This is a genomic window from Neisseria flavescens, assembly GCF_001618065.1.
GTDB classification, from domain to species: domain Bacteria; phylum Pseudomonadota; class Gammaproteobacteria; order Burkholderiales; family Neisseriaceae; genus Neisseria; species Neisseria flavescens_A.
In genome coordinates this window covers 1-18,371 of sequence record NZ_LAEI01000071.1, presented here as the reverse complement: position 1 = coordinate 18,371, position 18,371 = coordinate 1, and the positions used below count along the sequence as shown (strand labels likewise).

At 47.5% G+C, this 18,371-nt stretch carries 16 protein-coding genes and 1 pseudogene; 4 read left to right on the top strand and 13 right to left on the bottom strand.

Features of this window, described 5'->3' with window-relative positions; genetic code table 11:
• Nucleotides 1-62: 62 nt before the first annotated feature.
• From TW89_RS11130 to TW89_RS11095, 9 genes and pseudogenes are all read right to left on the bottom strand, one after another.
• Nucleotides 63-704, bottom strand: coding sequence for a TetR/AcrR family transcriptional regulator (locus TW89_RS11130; RefSeq protein WP_004519965.1), 642 nt, complete (start codon nucleotides 702-704; stop codon nucleotides 63-65).
• Between the two features lie 18 nt (nucleotides 705-722).
• On the bottom strand, nucleotides 723-1,763 hold the full coding sequence (murB, locus tag TW89_RS11125; RefSeq protein WP_128581472.1) for a UDP-N-acetylmuramate dehydrogenase: 1,041 nt from the start codon (nucleotides 1,761-1,763) through the stop codon (nucleotides 723-725).
• Between the two features lie 70 nt (nucleotides 1,764-1,833).
• Nucleotides 1,834-3,213 (bottom strand): MATE family efflux transporter, encoded by a 1,380-nt coding sequence (locus TW89_RS11120; protein ID WP_128581471.1) that lies wholly within the window; start codon nucleotides 3,211-3,213, stop codon nucleotides 1,834-1,836.
• A 102-nt stretch (nucleotides 3,214-3,315) separates the two neighbouring features.
• Entirely contained in the window at nucleotides 3,316-3,753 is a 438-nt protein-coding gene (locus TW89_RS11115; protein ID WP_004519960.1) for an acyl-CoA thioesterase, read from the bottom strand.
• A gap of 26 nt (nucleotides 3,754-3,779) precedes the next feature.
• Nucleotides 3,780-4,713, bottom strand: a pseudogene (locus tag TW89_RS11110) (glycosyl transferase family 2).
• A gap of 14 nt (nucleotides 4,714-4,727) precedes the next feature.
• Entirely contained in the window at nucleotides 4,728-5,309 is a 582-nt protein-coding gene (locus tag TW89_RS11885) for a restriction endonuclease (protein ID WP_225522213.1), read from the bottom strand.
• Between the two features lie 26 nt (nucleotides 5,310-5,335).
• A complete protein-coding gene (locus TW89_RS11880; RefSeq protein WP_225522212.1) occupies nucleotides 5,336-5,674 on the bottom strand; it encodes a winged helix-turn-helix domain-containing protein in 339 nt (112 codons plus the stop codon).
• An 8-nt stretch (nucleotides 5,675-5,682) separates the two neighbouring features.
• Complete coding sequence (locus tag TW89_RS11100; RefSeq protein WP_128581470.1) at nucleotides 5,683-6,402, bottom strand: glycosyltransferase family 2 protein; 720 nt, start codon at nucleotides 6,400-6,402, stop codon at nucleotides 5,683-5,685.
• A gap of 146 nt (nucleotides 6,403-6,548) precedes the next feature.
• Nucleotides 6,549-8,315, bottom strand: coding sequence for an ABC transporter ATP-binding protein/permease (locus TW89_RS11095; RefSeq protein ID WP_128581469.1), 1,767 nt, complete (start codon nucleotides 8,313-8,315; stop codon nucleotides 6,549-6,551).
• A gap of 232 nt (nucleotides 8,316-8,547) precedes the next feature.
• On the opposite strand from TW89_RS11095, the gene TW89_RS11090 reads away from it, so the two are divergent.
• The 3 genes from TW89_RS11090 (at nucleotide 8,548) to TW89_RS11080 (ending at nucleotide 12,573) form a co-directional block, all read left to right on the top strand.
• On the top strand, nucleotides 8,548-10,830 hold the full coding sequence (locus tag TW89_RS11090) for a TonB-dependent receptor (RefSeq protein ID WP_128581468.1): 2,283 nt from the start codon (nucleotides 8,548-8,550) through the stop codon (nucleotides 10,828-10,830).
• Nucleotides 10,831-11,029: 199 nt separating this feature from the next.
• The gene (locus TW89_RS11085) at nucleotides 11,030-11,593 is read left to right on the top strand and encodes a peptidylprolyl isomerase (protein WP_070629721.1); all 564 of its coding nucleotides are present in this window, start codon (nucleotides 11,030-11,032) and stop codon (nucleotides 11,591-11,593) included.
• A 122-nt stretch (nucleotides 11,594-11,715) separates the two neighbouring features.
• Complete coding sequence (locus TW89_RS11080) at nucleotides 11,716-12,573, top strand: YgfZ/GcvT domain-containing protein (protein WP_128581467.1); 858 nt, start codon at nucleotides 11,716-11,718, stop codon at nucleotides 12,571-12,573.
• Nucleotides 12,574-13,090: 517 nt separating this feature from the next.
• On the opposite strand, the gene TW89_RS11075 is transcribed toward TW89_RS11080, so the two are convergent.
• The 4 genes from TW89_RS11075 to alaS form a co-directional block, all read right to left on the bottom strand.
• On the bottom strand, nucleotides 13,091-13,603 hold the full coding sequence (locus TW89_RS11075) for a hypothetical protein (protein WP_128581466.1): 513 nt from the start codon (nucleotides 13,601-13,603) through the stop codon (nucleotides 13,091-13,093).
• A 9-nt stretch (nucleotides 13,604-13,612) separates the two neighbouring features.
• Entirely contained in the window at nucleotides 13,613-13,810 is a 198-nt protein-coding gene (locus TW89_RS11070; RefSeq protein WP_128581465.1) for a hypothetical protein, read from the bottom strand.
• A 35-nt stretch (nucleotides 13,811-13,845) separates the two neighbouring features.
• A complete protein-coding gene (locus TW89_RS11065; protein WP_128581464.1) occupies nucleotides 13,846-14,046 on the bottom strand; it encodes a hypothetical protein in 201 nt (66 codons plus the stop codon).
• 171 nt (nucleotides 14,047-14,217) lie between these two features.
• On the bottom strand, nucleotides 14,218-16,842 hold the full coding sequence (gene alaS / locus TW89_RS11060) for an alanine--tRNA ligase (RefSeq protein WP_128581463.1): 2,625 nt from the start codon (nucleotides 16,840-16,842) through the stop codon (nucleotides 14,218-14,220).
• A 252-nt stretch (nucleotides 16,843-17,094) separates the two neighbouring features.
• Here alaS and TW89_RS11055 point away from each other — a divergent pair, with 252 nt between their 5' ends.
• Complete coding sequence (locus TW89_RS11055) at nucleotides 17,095-18,225, top strand: polyamine ABC transporter substrate-binding protein (protein ID WP_070822079.1); 1,131 nt, start codon at nucleotides 17,095-17,097, stop codon at nucleotides 18,223-18,225.
• Nucleotides 18,226-18,371 lie beyond the last annotated feature (146 nt).

The following is an 18,371-nucleotide window of genomic DNA, read 5'->3' as shown; positions in this document are numbered from 1 at the left end:
CGTCTGAAAATAGCTTTAACTTGGTTAAAGCCACGTTTTCAGACGACCTTTGTATGGAAAAATTAATGGTTGCTGCCGATTTTTTGGTCGAATTCGGCACGATGTTCCGGCAGGAGGTAAGGGCGCAACAGGCTGAGTGTGCGGCTGATGCCCCGTACTTTGGAATCTTCGGTTAACTTGGCGCGGCCGCGCAGGGAGCTGTCGAAGTCGAACCAGTATTTCGTTACCATCCACATATTGACGGCAAGGTCGTTCATGGCGGTTTGGTCTGCGCTGATGATGTTCAGGCCGTTGAGCTGGGTCAGCAGGTTGACCAACAGCGGGGAAACTTTGGCTTGGGTAAAGGTATTGTGTTCGCCCAATAATTCGGCACTGCGGGCAAGCAGGGTGTTCACATCGCTGAAGAGGAAACGATATTCCCACATCACATCATAAATACCGGCCATGTAGTTGATGGAGTCTTCCACATTAGACGGCAACACGGCTTCGTTAAGGTAGACAAGCAGGGCTTCGCTGTAACGCTTGAACAATTGGACGATGATTTCGTCTTTGTTGCGGAAATGGTAGTAGAGATTGCCCGGGCTGATGCCCAAGTGGGCGGCAATATGGTTGGTGCTGATATTGCGCTCGCCTTCTTCGTTGAACAAGGCGAGGCTGGCATTGATGATTCGTGTGTAAGTGTTGACTTTAGCAATGCGCGGCATGGGATACACTCCTTTGTTTTATAGGCTGTATGAAGTCGGCAGCCAGTTGGGTTCTGCGTGTAATTCTACCTGAAATTGAGTAAATACTGTATTACAAACATATTGTGCCAGCTGGTGGACATCTTGAGCGGACGCATTGTTTTTATTCACCAAAACCAAAGCCTGTCTGTCATGCACTGCTGCACCGCCGATCTGATGGCCTTTCAGACGGCATTGGTCAATCAGCCAGCCGGCCGCGAGTTTGACCGAACCGTCAGGCTGCGGATAGCGTGGCATACTAGGGTATTGCTGCAATAAATCGGCCGCTTTTTCAGCGCTGACAACAGGGTTTTTAAAGAAACTTCCGACATTACCAAGTACGTTAGGATTAGGCAGTTTACTGTTGCGGATTGCACACACTGCATCGGAAACATCTTTGGCCGTCGCCTCGCGGTCTTGGCTCAGCTTGGCAACCGCTGCCGCCAAATCGCCATAGCCCAAGTTCGGCACAAAATGCTCTTTTAACGCAAATACAACCGAAACAATCACATAACGGCCTTTGCCTTCCTGTTTGAACAGGCTTTCACGATAGGCAAAGTCACAGTCGGCATTGGAAAGCTCGACAAAGGTTTCCGTATCCAAATCAAAGCAGCGAACGCTATGGATAACATCTTTGACTTCAACGCCGTATGCGCCGATGTTTTGTACTGGAGACGCGCCGACCGTGCCCGGAATCAGGCTGAGGTTTTCCAACCCGCTTAAACCCAGTCCAACCGTATGCAAAACAAAATCATGCCAAATTTCCCCGGCTTGCGCTTCGATATAAACCAGGCCGTCTGAACGCTCAATTTCGCGTATTCCCTTGTTTTCCATATGCACAACCAGACCGGTATAGTCTTCCATCAAAAGGATATTGCTGCCGCCGCCGAGCCATAAAACAGTATCTCGGTTGAACTCGGGCAGCCGGACGATGTCGCGCAATTCATCGGCGTGTTTTAGTGCAATAAATGCTTGGGCTTTGGCGCGAAGACCGAAAGTGTTGTAAGGGGTGAGGTCGGTTTGGTATTGGATGGGTTGCATGGGTTTAACTTTAAAATAGGAATTCGTTGATTCAATAGCGTAATCAGTGGAGAAAGACTGCTTGTATTTTTCAGACGGCCTTATGCGATTTGACCATCTCTTTACTGCAAAGCTCCAGGCACCATACCAATGCGATGGCGGCAATCGTTAGTGAAGCGGTCAGCGCGGTCCAAAAGCCGTAAATGCCCATATCGACATGATAGGCAAGCAGGTAGCCGGGCAGCAGGCCGCAGCCCCAGAAAGCCACGGCATGGATGAACATTGGCATTTTGGTCACTTTATAGCCGCGCAGCGCATATGAAGCGATACATTGTGTGGCATCTGCCAGTTGGAATAGGGAAGCGAAAAATAAAACGGTTGCGGCAATGCCTAATACTGCCGCATCGTTGGTGTACATACCTGCCAACTGAAAGCGAAAGATGACCAAGAGCAGCGCGGTGCAGGCGGCAAGCATCCAGCCCAACACCAGCGACACGCCTGAAATATAACGCGCCCGCAAAAACTCGCGCCGCCCGAGTGAAAAGCCTACGCGTACCGTGCTTGCTGAGCCGACGCTTTGCGGAACCATATACAAGATGCCCGACAGGCTGATGACGACTTGTTGGGCGGCAACATAATCCTCGCCGAATGGTGCCACCAAAAAGACGATAAACGAAAACGCGCTGGCTTCTAAAAAATAAGACAAGCCGATGGGGGCGCCGATTTTCCAAATCTGTTTGAAAGCCGCCAAATCAGGTTTGCCGATTTTTGCCGTCAAACCAAACGGACGGAAGAATTTTTCTTTGGCGATATAAAGCCACAAAGCCAATGCGCTGAACCAAAATACCGCCGCCGTTGCCACGCCGCAACCTGCACCGCCCAAAGCAGGCATACCGAATTTGCCGTAAACGAACACATAGTTCAGCGGCACATTCAACACAAATGCCGCGAAGCTGACCAACATAATTACGCGCGGACGGTTCAAGCTGGAGGCATAGGCGTGCAGGGCTCGGTGTATCATGGCGGCCGGCATTGCCAAGCTGGTGAAAAACATATATTGCGCCATCGTGTCTTCGACATAATCGTTCAATGTCAGCCAATGACGGAACGGCGTAATCATCGTCCACATCAACAGCATGCCGAATAGACCCAAACATAAGCCAAACCAAATACCCTGCATTCCTGTTTTGCCGACTTCTTCGGTTTTACCCGCGCCGTACAGCTGGGCAATCATCGGGTTCAACGCCGCCATCACGCCCATAAAGGTAATGTAAATCGTGGAAAACGAGCTACTGCCCAAGGCCACTGCGGCCAAATCTTCCTTACCTGCGCCACCGGCCATCACCGTATCGACGAAACCAATGCCCACTTGCGCCACTTGCGCCAACAGCATAGGCAGGGCGAGGGCAGTAAGCAGGCGGGTTTCTTTTAAGAAAACAGGAAAGGCAAAGCGGTTGAGGTTCAGTAGCATAATGTGTGCGGTTTGAGGATAAAGGCCGTCTGAAACGGAAACTTAAAATTATAAAGGGTAATGCTGATAAGCAGACAATATGTTGTTTAATCGCTAAATTTTTCAGACGGCCTTAAAAGTCGGATGTCTTTTTACTGCTTCCAACCAGCTGTCCGGCGTTTGAAACTGCATCAGGCCGTCTGAAAGCGACACTGCGGCTTGGGTAGTCGAAGCGCGGGTCAGTTTTTCATTGGTTTCGGCATCGTAAATGGTGTAATCGATACGCAGGCAGCTTTCGATTTCTACTATGTCCATATCAACGCGGATTTTTTGGCCGAAACGGGCAGGGCGGATGTATTTGAGGTTCATCTGCACAATTGGCCAGCTGTACCCCTGCCGTCCCATTTCGTTGTAGTCGTAACCGATGGAAGACAAAAAAGCACAACGTGCGGTTTCAAGGTATTTGACATAGTTGCCGTGCCACACGATGTGCATGGCATCTACGTCAAAAAAAGGAACTTCGGTTTCAAAGCTGTGTTGGCAGTAGATGTGTTTTTTCATGGTTTAAAAGAGTAAGTGTGATGGTTTCAGACGGCGTCTTCGCCCCAAAAATCATAAAAATTGAACCATTGTAGCGGATTTTGCGCACATTCTTGCGCCAGAATGTCGGCAAAACCCTGCATCGCGTCTTTGACGGCAGCCTCGCGGTTGCCGCGTTTCCAGCTGGAAGTATCGGTAAAGCGGCGCAGTTTCAAATGATAGTGGCCGTTTTGTTTGACGCAAAACAGCGTGTTTACCTGCGTTTTTAAAAGCGAAGCCAATAGCCATGCGCCTTGCGGCATAGGAGCGGTATGGCCTAAGAAATTAATGTCGGCGGTTTTCTCGCCGCGTACAGGCACACGGTCGGCCGCGATGGCAATCCATTCGCCGTTTTCGATACGGTGGTTTAATTCCATCATCAGGGTGGTGTCCAAATCTGTCACCTGAATCAGACGGATATGATCTGCGCCGGCTTTTTGCAATGCCTCGTTAAATGCCTGCGCGTGTTTGCTGTGCACCAATACGTTGAGTCTGAAATTTTTATGGTGCGACACCAGCGCACGGCAAACTTCGGTATTGCCCAAGTGTGAGCAGGCAAAAATCTGGCCGCGTTCGTTGCGCTTGACTTGCGAATAGATGTCGTCCGGATCTTCAATTACCAAATCTTCATAACGGATTTTGCGTTGCCACACGGCAAAACGGTCGCAAACCGCTTCGCCAAATGCGATGAATTGTTTGAATACGCTGTGTTTCGGCAGGACGGTATGGGGAAAGGCCGTCTGAAGACGGGTTTGATAGCGTAAGTACTATGACGGCGCGGTTTGGGCGCAGTCGTCATAAAAATACAGCACCACAAACCAAATGCACGGCCTCATGAAAAAAGTCCGGCAGATAGCGCACCATCAATGTGGTCAGAGCGAGAAACAAGCGGCTGCCGCGTTCGGGCTGCGCCGCCCAATGGGTTTGTTTATTGTCGGTCATGGTTTGGGTGTGAATTAAGTTATAGAGGATTGCACATCATCGTTTAGTAGAGAATCCCAAAAATCTGTATCTAGCTTTTTAATGCTAAAAGTTTGTTCTGTTTGCATACCTAAATCATATTGGTATACATATTCTGCCAATTTCATTCCATCTATTAAAACAACTTTGGCATTGGGTAAAGTATTTGCATATTCAATTGCATCATTTGAATATTGGGCGGTGGTAATAAAAACTCCCTTGTCTGCATTTCTCCCCATTAATGAACCTACGAAACGTTGAATTTCTGGTCTACCAATAGTGGAATCTTTTTTATATCGTTTAGCTTGTATATAAATTCTCCCAAATCCCAATATATCTTCCTTAATTTCCCCGTCAATACCTCCATCTTTGCTATATTGAGTTACTGTCCCTGAATTTTCTACTGCACCACCGTATCCCATTTTTTGTAATAAATCGACTACTAATTTTTCGAAAACCTTGGGTGTTTTACTGATAATGGTGTCTATAATTTCAGTATATATTTCATGGCGTATGGTTTTGTATGATGCATATAATAGTTCTTGAGGGGTTTCCTCAATAGAGTTTTTTGATGACAAAGTGATCTGTAAAACAGGCTCAGATTTTATTTTTTATTTCGTAAAGCCATTGTTTTATCGATATATTCATTAATCTCTTGATTGCTTTTGGAGAGAAATTGTCTTCCTAATGAATTAATGACATAGTACCCTCGTTTGGGACGATCTAGTAATTCACATAGAGTTAAATAACTTAATGTCCAGGAAATACGATCATTAAAAATAATGCCATTTCCAGATTCATATTCTTTCGTTATTTCTTCATCGTTTAGTGAGAAATATTTAGCTAATGGTGCGGTGAGTTCAGATTTTTTCCAAACTTTTCCATCAGATAGTTTTTCTAATATAGGTTTACGTAATTCTGAAAAATGTGGGATAGTCATCATAATTCTTTCTATAGATTAAATATTTTACACAATCGGTGTTTCAACATACCGAAAAACAGCCGTGTGTGCATTTTGCTGATGCGGACATTGTCGGCAAAGGCATCGAAATGGGACACGCCGTCGGCGGCGTATTGGACGGGCGTTTTAATCCAAACCGGTTTGACGTCACGCCAGTAGAGGCGGATAAGGATTTCTGTATCGAAGTCCATGCGGTCGCCTACGGTTTCTTCGCGGACGACGGATAGCGCGGGTGCAAGCGGATAGAGGCGGAAGCCGCACATGCCGTCTTTGATGTCGCATGACCAAGTGTGTAGCATATTCCAGAAATCGGTAATTTTGCGTCCGTAAAGCCGTGCTTTGGGCGCGTCATCGCCGTATTGCGGCCAGCCGCAAACAACGGCTTCGGGATTTTGTTCTGCTGCTGCGAGGAGTTTGGGCGTGTCGCTTAAGCAATGCTGGCCGTCTGCATCGACCTGCAAGACGTGGGTGTAGCCATGTTCTTGAGCGTATTCCAAACCGGTTTTGACCGCTGCGCCTTTGCCGCCGTTGATGGGACGGTAAAGGACATCAATGCCGTCTGAAACCAAAGCCTGCAATACAGGTTTACATTCTTCGCGTGAACCGTCGTCCACAATTAAAACGTTTAAACCGAAGCCGCGCATGGTTTGGGCAACGTGGCTGATGGTGGTCGGGTGGTTGTAATGTGGAATAAGGGCCAGGGTTTTCATAAATATTTTTTAGACGACGTTAACACAATGCAGAGTATAGCAAATAAACATGCCATGGCGTTTGAAAAGGCCGTCTGAAACGGCGATGACAAAATCGTTTGATTTCGTTTCTCACTGTTTCAGACGGCCTTTGGTATGCCATTAATTCAGCATTGTACATGACCAACATCGAGGCATGAATCATGAAATTCGTTGAGCGTGCTGCGGTGTCCGATACTGATGATGATGCTGTCGGGCAGTTTTTGCTTTAAGGCGCGGTAGAGCATGGCTTCGGTCGGTTCGTCCAAGGCGGCGGTGGCTTCGTCGAGCAGGATGACTTTGGGCTGCGAGAGCAGGGCGCGGACGAAGGCGACACGTTGCAGTTCGCCCGGGGAGAGTTTGTGTTGCCAGTCATCGGTTTTATCTAATTTATCGACCAAATAACCTAATCGACAAGTATTCATGGCTTCGATCAGTTCCGGATGCTGTTTTTCGATGTCGGGATAACAAATCGCGTCGCGCAGGCTGCCTTGTGCCGTGTACGGGCGTTGCGGTAGGAAGAGGATGTCTTGATGTGGCGGATGGCTGACTTTACCGCTGCTGCCGAAAGGCCAAAGCCCAGCTAGCGCGCGCAGTAACGAAGTTTTACCGCAACCACTCGGGCCGCGTATCAGCAGGGAATTGCCGCTTTTGAGGTTGATGTTGATGCCGTCTAATAAAACTTCGCCGTTGTGGCGGTATAGGGCAACGTTTTCCAAGATTAGGCCGTCTGAAACTTCGGTAAGGTCGGTTTGTCGTGCGGTGTGTTTTTCTTCCGTACTCAGCAAAAAGCCGTACAGACGTTCCAATCGGGCGCGGTAGGCGGTGAATTTGTTGTAGAACATCCGGAAGAAAGACAGCGCGTTTTGCAGTCGTGCGAAGGCTTGGACGGTCTGCTGGATGTCGCCGATTTTGATTTGTCCGGCAAACAGTCGCGGAGCTTGCAAAATAATGGGGAAGAGTTTGATGCCGTTGGTGAACATATCGTTAAAGCCGCTCAGGCAGACGCTTTGTCGCGCAATGCGCCAACGGTTGTGGATAATGGCTTTAAAGCGGTTGGAAAGCTGATCGTGTTCGTGTTTTTCGCCGCTGTAAAACGCCACGCTTTCGGCGTGGTCGCGTACACGGATGAGGGAATAACGGTAGTCGCCGTTGAGCTTTTCGTTTTCATAGTTGTAACGAATCAACGGGTTGCCTATCCACATGGCGATAAAGGTCGCCAAAATCACAAACATATAGACAAACCAAACGATGCCGTGCGGAATGTCGAAGCCGAACACGGTCAGGATGCCTGCCAAGCCCCACAAAACAACGGCAAACTCCAGAGAGGTAACGACCGAATTGACCATGCCGCGCACAAATTCTATGGTCGAGGCGATGAAATCCTGCGCGTCCTGTTGGATACGCTGGTCGATGTTGTCCGGCGCGTGGCGGCGCATTTGCAGGCGGTAGTAGTTTTTGTCGGAAAGCCAGCGTGAAGTCAAAACTTCATTGAGCCGCTCCGACCATTTAATCGCCAAGCCTTGATCGAGAAAGTCGTTGACGACGTTGTTAAACGCCCGTATCAACACCACGCCTGCATTCATCGCTGCAAACATCCAAAACGCGGAGGCATTCAAATCCTGCATCGAGTCGTAAAGCCCTTTGGACATAAAGGTACTCAACACATTCAGCCGCACTTCGGTTAACAGCAGCGTAATCATCGCCGTAATCAGCAGCAAAACTTTGACGGTACTTTTCGGCGTCAGGCACAGGCGCAGGATATAGCTAAACTCGCGCCCGAAGCGTGTGTTGCGTGCAAAAAACAGAATGACCGCCGAGGCTGCAGCGACCATCAATAAGGTCTGCAATAGCCAAGACGGCGTGGAATAAAGCTCGATTTGCCATTTTTGCATGGAGTGTTCTCTGAAAGGATGTAAAGGCCGTCTGAAAGGACGGCAAATTTATTTGACTATGGTAACTGTAATAATAGTTTTCTGAACTGTTGTATTTTTTGTGTTTACAAACGGTTCTTATTTGTTTTTGTGGAAGGCGGAAATCTTATCAAATATAATCGCAAAACCAAATTACTTTGTAATTTTTTACTCGATATAAGAATTATTAATATTTCAAACCAGAAGGTATTTTATGAACAGCAAATTAGCCCTGATGCCGCTTGTGGTTGCAAGTGCATTCGCTTATGCCGCCGATGAAGCCACTTCTGCTCCTGAAGCATATGCAGAAGTGCAGGAAGTCAAAGTCCACGCCGACGCTAAACGCGTGAAGGCCGCACGCTCTTATTCTATTGCCAGTGACGGCGATATGCGTGACCGTGTGAATTTGGGTGTGTTGGGTAAAGCGAATGCCTTTACCGCTCCGATTACCGTGGTCAATTACGACGAAAAAGCCCTCAACAATACCGAAGCGCGTACTTTGGTGGATGCCGTAGCGAAAAAAGACGCTTCGACTTGGCAGTTCGGCGGTGAAAGCAACACCTTGACCGGCCTGTATTTCCGCGGTTACCAACTTGATGCGCGCCAATTCAGCGTCAACGGTTTGGCAGGTATGTACGGCACACAAGGTACGGCCAGCGTGCAAGTCGGTTCTGCGCAACTGATTAAAGGCGCCTCCACCGCCGTAAACGGCATGGACCCTGAAGGCGCGGTATCCGGTTCCGTCAATATCGAAACCAAAAAAGCCTCCGATGAAGGCAACCGCAAAATCGGTTTGGGCTGGTTCAGCAATAACCGCGCCCAAGGTACATTCGACTTGGGTCAACGCTTCGGCGAAAACAAAGAATTCGGCGTGCGCGCCAACGGCAAACTGCGCCATGGCGACACTCCGCGTCACGGTTACAGCGAAGACAACAAAGAATTTGCATTGAATGCTGATTATCGCGGCGAAAAAGTGCGCGTGGCGTTCGACTCCATCTACGCGAAACGCAAAACCAACGGCGGCCGTGCGCGTATGCAGGACATTCAAAACCTGCAAGGCCGTCTGTTTGATGCACCTGACGGTAAAACCAACCTGCTGCCTTCTTGGAACTGGCAAAATACCGTCGGCCAAACCAATATGCTGACCTTTGAATGGGATGCGTTTGACAATGCACAGATTACAGGCGGTATCGGCTACAACAAAGCGCGTTATTACGGTACGCTGATTTCCCCGACCGTATGTTTGAATGCCACCAGTACTTGTACCGATGCGCAAAACACAAACGCCAGCGGCAAAGTAACGGCCCGCAACTATGACTACAACACCGGTACTGCCCGTCTGACCGATCAGTACTTCCGTACTTTAAGCATGAACCTGTCTGAGCGAGGCGAATTTGAAACCGGTCCGGTTACGCACAACTGGAGTACGGCTTTTGACCGCGTTATCCGTCAACGCGCCACTACGCGCGGTTTGTCAGCAGGCAGCAGCAGTGCGAAAATTTCTGCAAGCGGCGATATTGCTGCGCAACTTGATTCTTTCCAACCTGACTATGCAACCGATTGGGAAAGCTCTGCCAATCTTGATGCCAATATCAAAGTCAACAGCTTGGCTTTGTCCGACACACTGGGCTTTGCCGACAACAAATATCGTCTGACTTTGGGCGGTCGTTTCCAAGCGGTTGAATATACCGATAAAAAAGCAGGCCAAAGCGGCGATGCCAAACGTTTCAGCCCTATGTTTATGGCCGCGTGGGTACCTCAACCTGATTTAGTCGTCTACGGCAACTACATGGAAGACTTAGAGCCAGCCGATATCAAAACCGATGATGACGGCCATACCACCATGTCCAAACCGCGTGTCAGCCGTCAGTTTGAAGTGGGTGTGCGTAAAAACTGGGGCAATTTCGTGACCACGTTAAACGCGTTCCAAATCAAACGTCCGGGCTACTGGCGCGGTTCTGCCACCGGTAAAACAGACTTTGCCGCGTATAAAGCCTTGGGCGGCGCGGCAGGTGACAAGCAAGGCATGGAACGCAGCCGCGGTATCGAGTTCAACACCTACGCAAACTTGCTCAACAATACTTTGCGTCCGACTTTGGGCCTGATGTATCTGCAATCGACCGTGAAAGACTATCCAAATTCACGCGATATGCTGGTTAACGGTGTTCAAGTTGCCAATCCGCGCGTAATTGCCAAAGCAGGCGTTGAATGGGACACCCCATTTGCCAAAGGCTTGACCCTGAACGGCAACGTTTCGTATTTCGGCAAGTCTTACCAAGACACGCAAAAACAATACGCCTTCCCATCCTATACCTTGGTTGACGTAGGCGCGCGCTACAAAACCAAACTCGGCAAAAATACTTTAACCGTCAGCAGCTCGGTAGAAAACCTGTTCAACAAAAACTACTGGCAGGTACAGCGCGGCCAATACGACCGCAGCTTCGCCGTCGTCGGTATGCCGCGCACTTACTGGCTGAAAGCGGAATTGGATTTCTAATCTGATTTCGGTTTGACCGTAATAGCAGGCCGTCTGAAAAGGAATGATAAAAAGCAAGAATTTGGTTTTTATCCCTTTTCAGACGGCCTAATTTGATTGCCTTATGTTTTTTGCTTGAAAAATCTTACATGTTTTTTATGGATTTCACGCGAAACAAGGTTAATATTCCATTTTCACAATACATCATTCGAGAAGACATATGAAAAAATCCATCAAACTGACCTTGTGCGCCCTTGCACTCTCACTTTCCGTGCAAGCGCAAGCGGTTACCCATGCCGTGATTGAAACCAATATGGGCAACATCCAACTGGAGCTAGATGAAGTCAAAGCGCCGAAAACCGTGGCAAACTTTGTCAATTACGCCAAAAAAGGGTTTTACGACAACACGATTTTCCACCGCGTTATCGACAATTTTATGATTCAAGGCGGCGGATTTACCGAGAAAATGGTTCAAAAATCCACCGATAAAGCCATCAACAACGAAGCAGACAACGGCTTGAAAAATAACGTCGGCACCATCGCCATGGCGCGCACCGGCGATCCGAATTCAGCAACCAGCCAGTTCTTTATCAATACGGCCGACAACGACTTTTTGAATTTCAAAAGCAAAACCCCTCAAGGCTACGGCTATGCCGTTTTCGGTAAAGTCACTTCCGGCATGGACGTGGTCCGTAAAATCAGCAAAGTGAAAACAGCGACACGCGGCTATCATCAAGACGTTCCAACCGAAGCCGTGATTATCCGCAAAGTCAGCATCAAATAATTTTGATTGTTTGAACCCAAACAATAGGCCGTCTGAAACATTCAGACGGCCTGAATTTATTTATTTGATAATAAGCGGCAATTTGGGCGATAATTCAGCATCCACAATTTAAGGAGTCGATTATGCAAACCCGCCTGCCTTTTTTCGGCGTTGTCCGCGTCAGCGGTGAAGACAGAGCTTCATTTCTTCATGGCCAATTATCCAACGATATTAATAATTTAGCTTCCGGTCAAGCATGTTATGCTACATACAATACGCCTAAAGGCCGTGTGTTGGCGAATATGTTGGTCGTCAATCGCGGAGAAGATTTACTGTTGGTCATGGCGCAAGATTTGACCGAAGCCATCGTCAAACGCCTGAGAATGTTTGTCTTGCGTGCAAAAGTCGTCTTCGAGCTAATGCCCGATTTAGCAGTCAGCGGCGAGTTGGCAGACAATGCAGAACCTCATCCTGCTACCGAACCGCAACTGTCTTTCCCGGCCCAAATTCAAGAAAACACCGTAGAAATTACCTTGCCGCACACAGGCCGCCTGAAAATTTCAGCAGCCGAAAACGCAGCCGAATATCAAGTAGGAGCAGAAAATGCGTGGAACCTGCACGAAATCCGCAGCGGCTATCCGTGGATTTGCGCCGCAACCAAAGAAGCAGCTGTTGCCCAAATGCTCAACCAACACATCATCGGCGCCGTCCATTTCCGTAAAGGCTGCTACCCAGGCCAAGAAATCATCGCCCGCGCCCAATACCGAGGCCAAGTCAAACGCGGTCTGGCCGTATTAAGTGGCGATTCTTTGGAAGCCGCCGGTATTGCCGTCAAAGTCGGCGAAGAAGAAGCAGGCGTTATTCTTAATACTGCACTCACAGAGCAAGGCAGCCTCAGCCTCGCCGTTATCAAGTTTTCCGCAGCAGAAGCAGCATTGACCGATGCAGACGGTAATGCTTTGAAACAGGAAGAACTGTTTTTTACGGTTGAGAAAGATTGATGTTAGATGATTGAATAAAAAGCTTAAATATTAGCTTGAAATGAAAACAGAAAGGCCGTCTGAAATTCAGACGGCCTTTTATATTGAGTTTTGTTGGTACATGACCCAAGCTACGTTTGCTGCTGACTGGATTACGGCATGGTTTGGAATCATTCGGTAGCAACAAAAACCGCGTGCGTGCGTACCGCACACACCTTACACCTTAATCTTAAGGTTTGCGTCGCCCGCAGGTAGGGTGTGTGGCGTAGCCACGCACGCGGTTGACAGGGGTGCGAGCTACGGCTTGCTATACTTGTTTTTAATTATTCTATGAGAGAGCCATAATCTAATTCATTTTTATTTTTACTATTTTCATTGCTTTCATTTTGCAATACACTGTTGTTAATGTCGCTACTTATATCTGCATCTCTAGTGACAAGTTGCTGAGGGAATTTTTCGTTTTTTCTTAGTTTATCAAAATATTGTTTTCTAAACTCATTAGAATCATCTTTAACTTTAACAATATCATTTTGTAATTCTATAAGTTTATTTTTAATTCTTCATTAAATTGATTAGTTAATTTTTCCTTAAGTTCATTAACTTCATCCAATGCCTTATCAATTCTTTGTGACTCTCGCAATGAGAAAAATATAGAAATTACAGTTATTAATACGGCGTATAAAGAAACTGAAAATGTTAGAGAATTAATTATTTTATCTTGGTTATCTATTTTTAGTTGTATCTTTTCTATATCTCCCCTATAAATATCATCCTTAATTTGCTGAAATTTTCGTTCTATAGCCTGGCATTCTTTTCTGTTTTTACAAGAAATTGTTGTATTTTCGAGTAAGTTTTTATCTAAATAGTTTTTACTACTGTTTTTTATATTACTTGATTGATCAGATGATTTGGGGATTATAAACATGGTAATAGATATGGTGACAAATAAACCAAATATGATTAGTAACCAAAAACTATTCCAAACAATGTTCCAATTATTCTTCCCAGTTTTTTTATTATCTTGAGATGCGGTATCAGTATTTTTAGACATAATTAAACACTACTCTTCAAAAGAGAATAAATTTGATAATGCAACAATACTGCTTTGCATACTCTGCAATGCACGCTCAATTTGATTAGGTGAAATTTCTTCTTGATAATTAATGAGTATATCAACTGAACAAACAGCATACTCAGCATACTTTTCTTTATCAGCACTCCATTTAATTAACTTTTTCTCTAGATTTTCTTGAAGCAATCTTTTTTGAAAGTCAAGGCAATTTGGTTTTAATTTTAATAAGGAAAAAATTGTATAAAATCACCACCTTCTTGCACAGAGATTACTAGCTTGAATTGTATTTCCTGATTTTTTCTATGAGAAAAACGTAATACGAAGCCATCAAAATCTTTATTATTCCTATCTTTATATTTTAATGAATTTTTTTCTAGATATGATCTAATTACTTCTTTTGTTGATTCTACATTAACTGCCATAATAATTTCCTTGTTTGTCAAGATTGTTTTTTAAATTAAACTGAATATAGAATAATTCTTCTATTTGGGCTTTCTAATGTATTAGAGGAAAACTTAAATGAAATTAACCTTCTAACAAGAGGTCGTCTGAAAAATTTTCAGACGACCTTCTTTGTACCTACATATTACTTATCAAACCAGTTTACTGCTCACCCAATCTTCCACGCTTGCCAACATTTCAGGCAATTTGTCGGCATCTGTACCACCGGCTTGCGCTAAGTCAGGACGACCGCCGCCTTTGCCTCCGACTTGTTCGGCTGCAAATTTAACCAGATCGCCTGCTTTGACTTTGCCAGTTAACGGTTTGGATACGCCGGCGCACAGGGAAACTTTACCGTCGTTGACTGCGGCGAGCAATACGATGGCTTGTTCTGATTTGCCGGTTAAGTCGGTCACGATTTCGCGCAGGGCTGCGGCATCGGCTTCGATTTGTGCGGCAACGAGTTTGGCTGCGCCCAGGTCTTTTGCATCGTCCAAGAGTTTGGCGCCTGCGTGGACGGCGAGTTCGGCTTTGGCGCGTGCCAATTCTTTTTCCAATGCTTTGGCGTGTGCTGCGCCTGCTTGGATTTTCGCCAGTACGTCTTTTTCGGTTTGGGCTTTGGTTTCGGCAATGATGTCTTTAACCAAACGCTCTTGTTCTTGCGCCCATTTGAGTGCGTTCAGGCCGGTGATGGCTTCGATACGGCGCACGCCTGCGGCAATACCGCCTTCGCTGATGATTTTGAAGAGGCCGATGTCGCCGGTGCGTGAAACGTGTGTACCGCCACACAATTCGGTAGAGAAACCGCCCATTTGCAGTACACGCACTTCGTCGCCGTATTTTTCGCCGAAGAGCATCATGGCGCCGGTTTTTTGGGCATCTTCCATGCTCATAATGGCTGCGTTGACGGCAACGTTGGCCAAAATGGCTTCGTTGACGCGGCGTTCTACTTCAGCGATTTCTTCGGCAGTTACTGCTTGAGGATGGGAAATGTCAAAACGGGTGGATTCGGCGGTAACCAAAGAGCCTTTTTGTTCAACATGTTCGCCCAATACATCGCGCAGGGCTTTGTGCATCAAGTGGGTAGCGCTGTGGTTGCGCATATTGGCATTGCGGATTTCGTCATCCACTTTGGCGGTAACGCTGTCGCCGACTTTCAGACGGCCTGAAGTTTGTATGCCAAATTGACCGAATACGGCCGCTTTGATTTTTTGGGTATCGCGTACTTCAAAGCGGTTTTCGCCTGCGAAGATATAGCCGACGTCGCCGATTTGGCCGCCGGATTCTGCATAGAACGGGGTAAAGTCGATAACGACGGCACCTTCGTCGCCTTCGTTCAATTCGTTGACTTGTTCGCCGTCTTTGTAGAGGGCGAGGACCTTGGATTCAGTTTGGCGTTCGCTATAACCTTTAAACTCGGTGTCCTGACCGTCGTAAGGCAGTTGGGCGTTGGCTTTGAAGCTTTGTGCGGCGCGTGCGCGTGCGCGTTGGGCTTCCATCTCGCGCTCGAAGCCTGCTTCGTCTAGTTCGATATTGCGTTCGCGGCAGATGTCGGCAGTCAAGTCGTATGGGAAACCGTAGGTATCGTAGAGTTTGAAGATGATTTCGCCGTCGAGTTTTTTGCTGCCTTTAGCCAACGCGTTTTCCAACAAAGCCATGCCGGTTTCCAGAGTTTGGGCGAAACGGCTTTCTTCGTTTTTCAACGCTTCTTCGATTTGGGCTTGTTTTTCTTTCAATTCAGGGTAGGCATCGCCCATCTCTTTAACCAAATCGGCCACCAGTTTGTGGAAGAATGGTTTGCTTTGACCCAGTTTGTAACCATGGCGTACGGCGCGGCGGATAATGCGGCGCAATACGTAGCCGCGGCCTTCGTTGGAAGGCAATACGCCGTCTGCGATCAGGAATGAGCAGGAGCGGATGTGGTCGGCGATGACTTTCAGGCTGGGTTCTTCCATGCTGAAAGCTGAGCCGGTTTCGCGGGCAACGGCTTTGAGCAGGTCTTGGAACAAGTCGATTTCGTAGTTGCTGTGAACATGCTGCATGACGGCGGCCATGCGCTCCAAGCCCATGCCGGTATCGACGGAAGGCTCAGGCAGCGGATTCATATTGCCTTGTTCGTCGCGGTTGAACTGCATGAATACGCAGTTCCAAATTTCAATCCAGCGGTCGCCGTCTTCTTCAGGGCTGCCCGGAATGCCGCCCCAGATTTCTTCGCCGTGGTCGTAGAAAATTTCGGAGCAAGGGCCGCAAGGGCCGGTGTCGCCCATTTGCCAGAAGTTGTCGGATGCGTATTTTGCGCCTTTGTTGTCGCCGATGCGGACGATGCGCTCGGCAGGCATGCCGATTTCGTTCAGCCAGATGTTGTAGGCTTCGTCGTCTTCTGCGTAAACGGTCGCCAACAATTTTTCTTTAGGGATGTTCAACCATTCAGGGGAAGTCAGAAATTCCCAAGCGAAGTGGATCGCGTCGCGTTTGAAGTAGTCGCCGAAGGAGAAGTTGCCCATCATTTCAAAGAAGGTATGGTGGCGGGCGGTATAGCCGACGTTTTCCAAGTCATTGTGTTTGCCGCCTGCGCGTACGCATTTTTGCGCGGTAGTGGCGCGGTTGTAGGGGCGTTTGTCGAAGCCGAGGAACACGTCTTTAAATTGGTTCATGCCTGCGTTGGTAAACAGCAGGGTCGGGTCGTCGTGTGGCACGAGCGAGGAAGAGCGGACGATGGTGTGGCCTTTAGATTCGAAAAATTTCAGGAATTTTTGGCGTAGTTCGGTGGTTTTCATAATGTCTCGATAAAATTTTGTACAAAGATTTCAGACGGCCCGGACGGCGCGTTGAGATTAAAAACGAATGGGCGTTATCTTACCGCAAAACCATATTTCAAGCTATCGGCAGAAAGGTTTTAAGTTGGCGGCAAGCTGTCTTTCAGACGGCCTCAAGCGGGTCGATATCTTTATAACAATGAAGCCTATCCGCCCCGGCTTGCCTGCTTTATAATGCCTTTCTCTTTTCAACCGGATACGCAAGGAATGATAATGGCCAAACATCTGCCCCTCATCGTACTGACTGCGCTGGCATTGGCCGGCTGCGGCGGCTCGGACAAAACTTCTGCCGACAAGGCGGCGCAAACCGATAATCAAAAGGTATTGAGCATTTACAACTGGTCGGAATATGTCGATCCCGAGACGGTTGCTGCGTTTGAGAAAAAACACGGTATCTCAGTAACTTATGATGTATATGACAGCGATGAAACGTTGGAGAGCAAGGTATTGACCGGCAAGTCGGGTTACGACATCGTGGGTCCTTCCAATGCGTTTGTCGGTAGGCAGATTAAGGCAGGTGCGTATCAGAAAATCGACAAATCCCTGATTCCCAACTATAAAAATCTCAACCCACAATTAATGAAGCTGATGGAAGGCGTTGATCCGAACCATGAATATGCCGTTCCGTTTTATTGGGGGACTAACACTTTCGCCATCAATACCGAGCGTGTGAAAAAGGCTTTGGGTACGGACAAATTACCGGACAATCAATGGGATTTGGTGTTTAACCCCGAATACACGTCCAAACTCAAGCAATGCGGCATCAGCTATTTGGACAGCGCGGCGGAGATTTATCCTATGGTGTTGAACTATATGGGTAAAAATCCAAACAGTAGCGAAACGGCAGATATTAAGGCGGCTACAGAAGTCTTGAAGAAAAACCGTCCGTACATCAAGCGTTTTACCTCGTCCGGTTTTATCGATGATTTGGCGCGCGGCGATACTTGCGTAACAATTGGTTTTGGCGGCGATTTGAACATTGCCAAACGCCGTGCCGAAGAAGCGGGCGGCAAGGAAAAAATCCGTGTGATGATGCCGAAAGAAGGCGTGGGAATTTGGGTGGACTCGTTTGTGATTCCGAAAGATGCCAAACACGTGGCCAATGCCCATGCGTATATCAATGATTTCTTAGATCCTGAAGTTGCGGCGAAAAACGGCAATTTTGTCACTTATGCGCCATCCAGCAAACCGGCTCAGGAGCTGATGGATGAAGAGTTTAGAAACGACAATACGATTTTCCCAACTGATGAAGATTTGAAAAACAGCTTTATCATGGTGCCTATCCAGCCGGCGGCGTTGAAATTTATGGTCCGCCAATGGCAAAGCGTGAAAGCAGGAAAATAAGCTGATTTGAATCATATTCAGGCCGAGACCTTTGCAAAATTCCCCAAAATCCCCTAAATTCCCACCAAGACATTTAGGGGATTTTCCATGACCACCTTCTTTCAACAAACCGCCCAAGCCATGATCGCCAAACACATCGACCGTTT

Bases quoted from the DNA above. Each gene is read 5' to 3' on its own strand.
- TW89_RS11880 (WP_225522212.1), bottom strand. From the start codon at position 5,674: ATGATGACTATCCCACATTTTTCAGAATTACGTAAACCTATATTAGAA.
- TW89_RS11115 (WP_004519960.1), bottom strand. From the start codon at position 3,753: ATGAAAAAACACATCTACTGCCAACACAGCTTTGAAACCGAAGTTCCT.
- TW89_RS11130 (WP_004519965.1), bottom strand. From the start codon at position 704: ATGCCGCGCATTGCTAAAGTCAACACTTACACACGAATCATCAATGCC.
- TW89_RS11095 (WP_128581469.1), bottom strand. From the start codon at position 8,315: ATGCAAAAATGGCAAATCGAGCTTTATTCCACGCCGTCTTGGCTATTG.
- TW89_RS11055 (WP_070822079.1), top strand. From the start codon at position 17,095: ATGGCCAAACATCTGCCCCTCATCGTACTGACTGCGCTGGCATTGGCC.
- TW89_RS11120 (WP_128581471.1), bottom strand. From the start codon at position 3,213: ATGCTACTGAACCTCAACCGCTTTGCCTTTCCTGTTTTCTTAAAAGAA.
- TW89_RS11065 (WP_128581464.1), bottom strand. From the start codon at position 14,046: ATGGCAGTTAATGTAGAATCAACAAAAGAAGTAATTAGATCATATCTA.
- alaS (WP_128581463.1), bottom strand. From the start codon at position 16,842: ATGAAAACCACCGAACTACGCCAAAAATTCCTGAAATTTTTCGAATCT.
- TW89_RS11080 (WP_128581467.1), top strand. From the start codon at position 11,716: ATGCAAACCCGCCTGCCTTTTTTCGGCGTTGTCCGCGTCAGCGGTGAA.
- TW89_RS11075 (WP_128581466.1), bottom strand. From the start codon at position 13,603: ATGTCTAAAAATACTGATACCGCATCTCAAGATAATAAAAAAACTGGG.
- TW89_RS11100 (WP_128581470.1), bottom strand. From the start codon at position 6,402: ATGAAAACCCTGGCCCTTATTCCACATTACAACCACCCGACCACCATC.
- TW89_RS11090 (WP_128581468.1), top strand. From the start codon at position 8,548: ATGAACAGCAAATTAGCCCTGATGCCGCTTGTGGTTGCAAGTGCATTC.
- murB (WP_128581472.1), bottom strand. From the start codon at position 1,763: ATGCAACCCATCCAATACCAAACCGACCTCACCCCTTACAACACTTTC.
- TW89_RS11085 (WP_070629721.1), top strand. From the start codon at position 11,030: ATGAAAAAATCCATCAAACTGACCTTGTGCGCCCTTGCACTCTCACTT.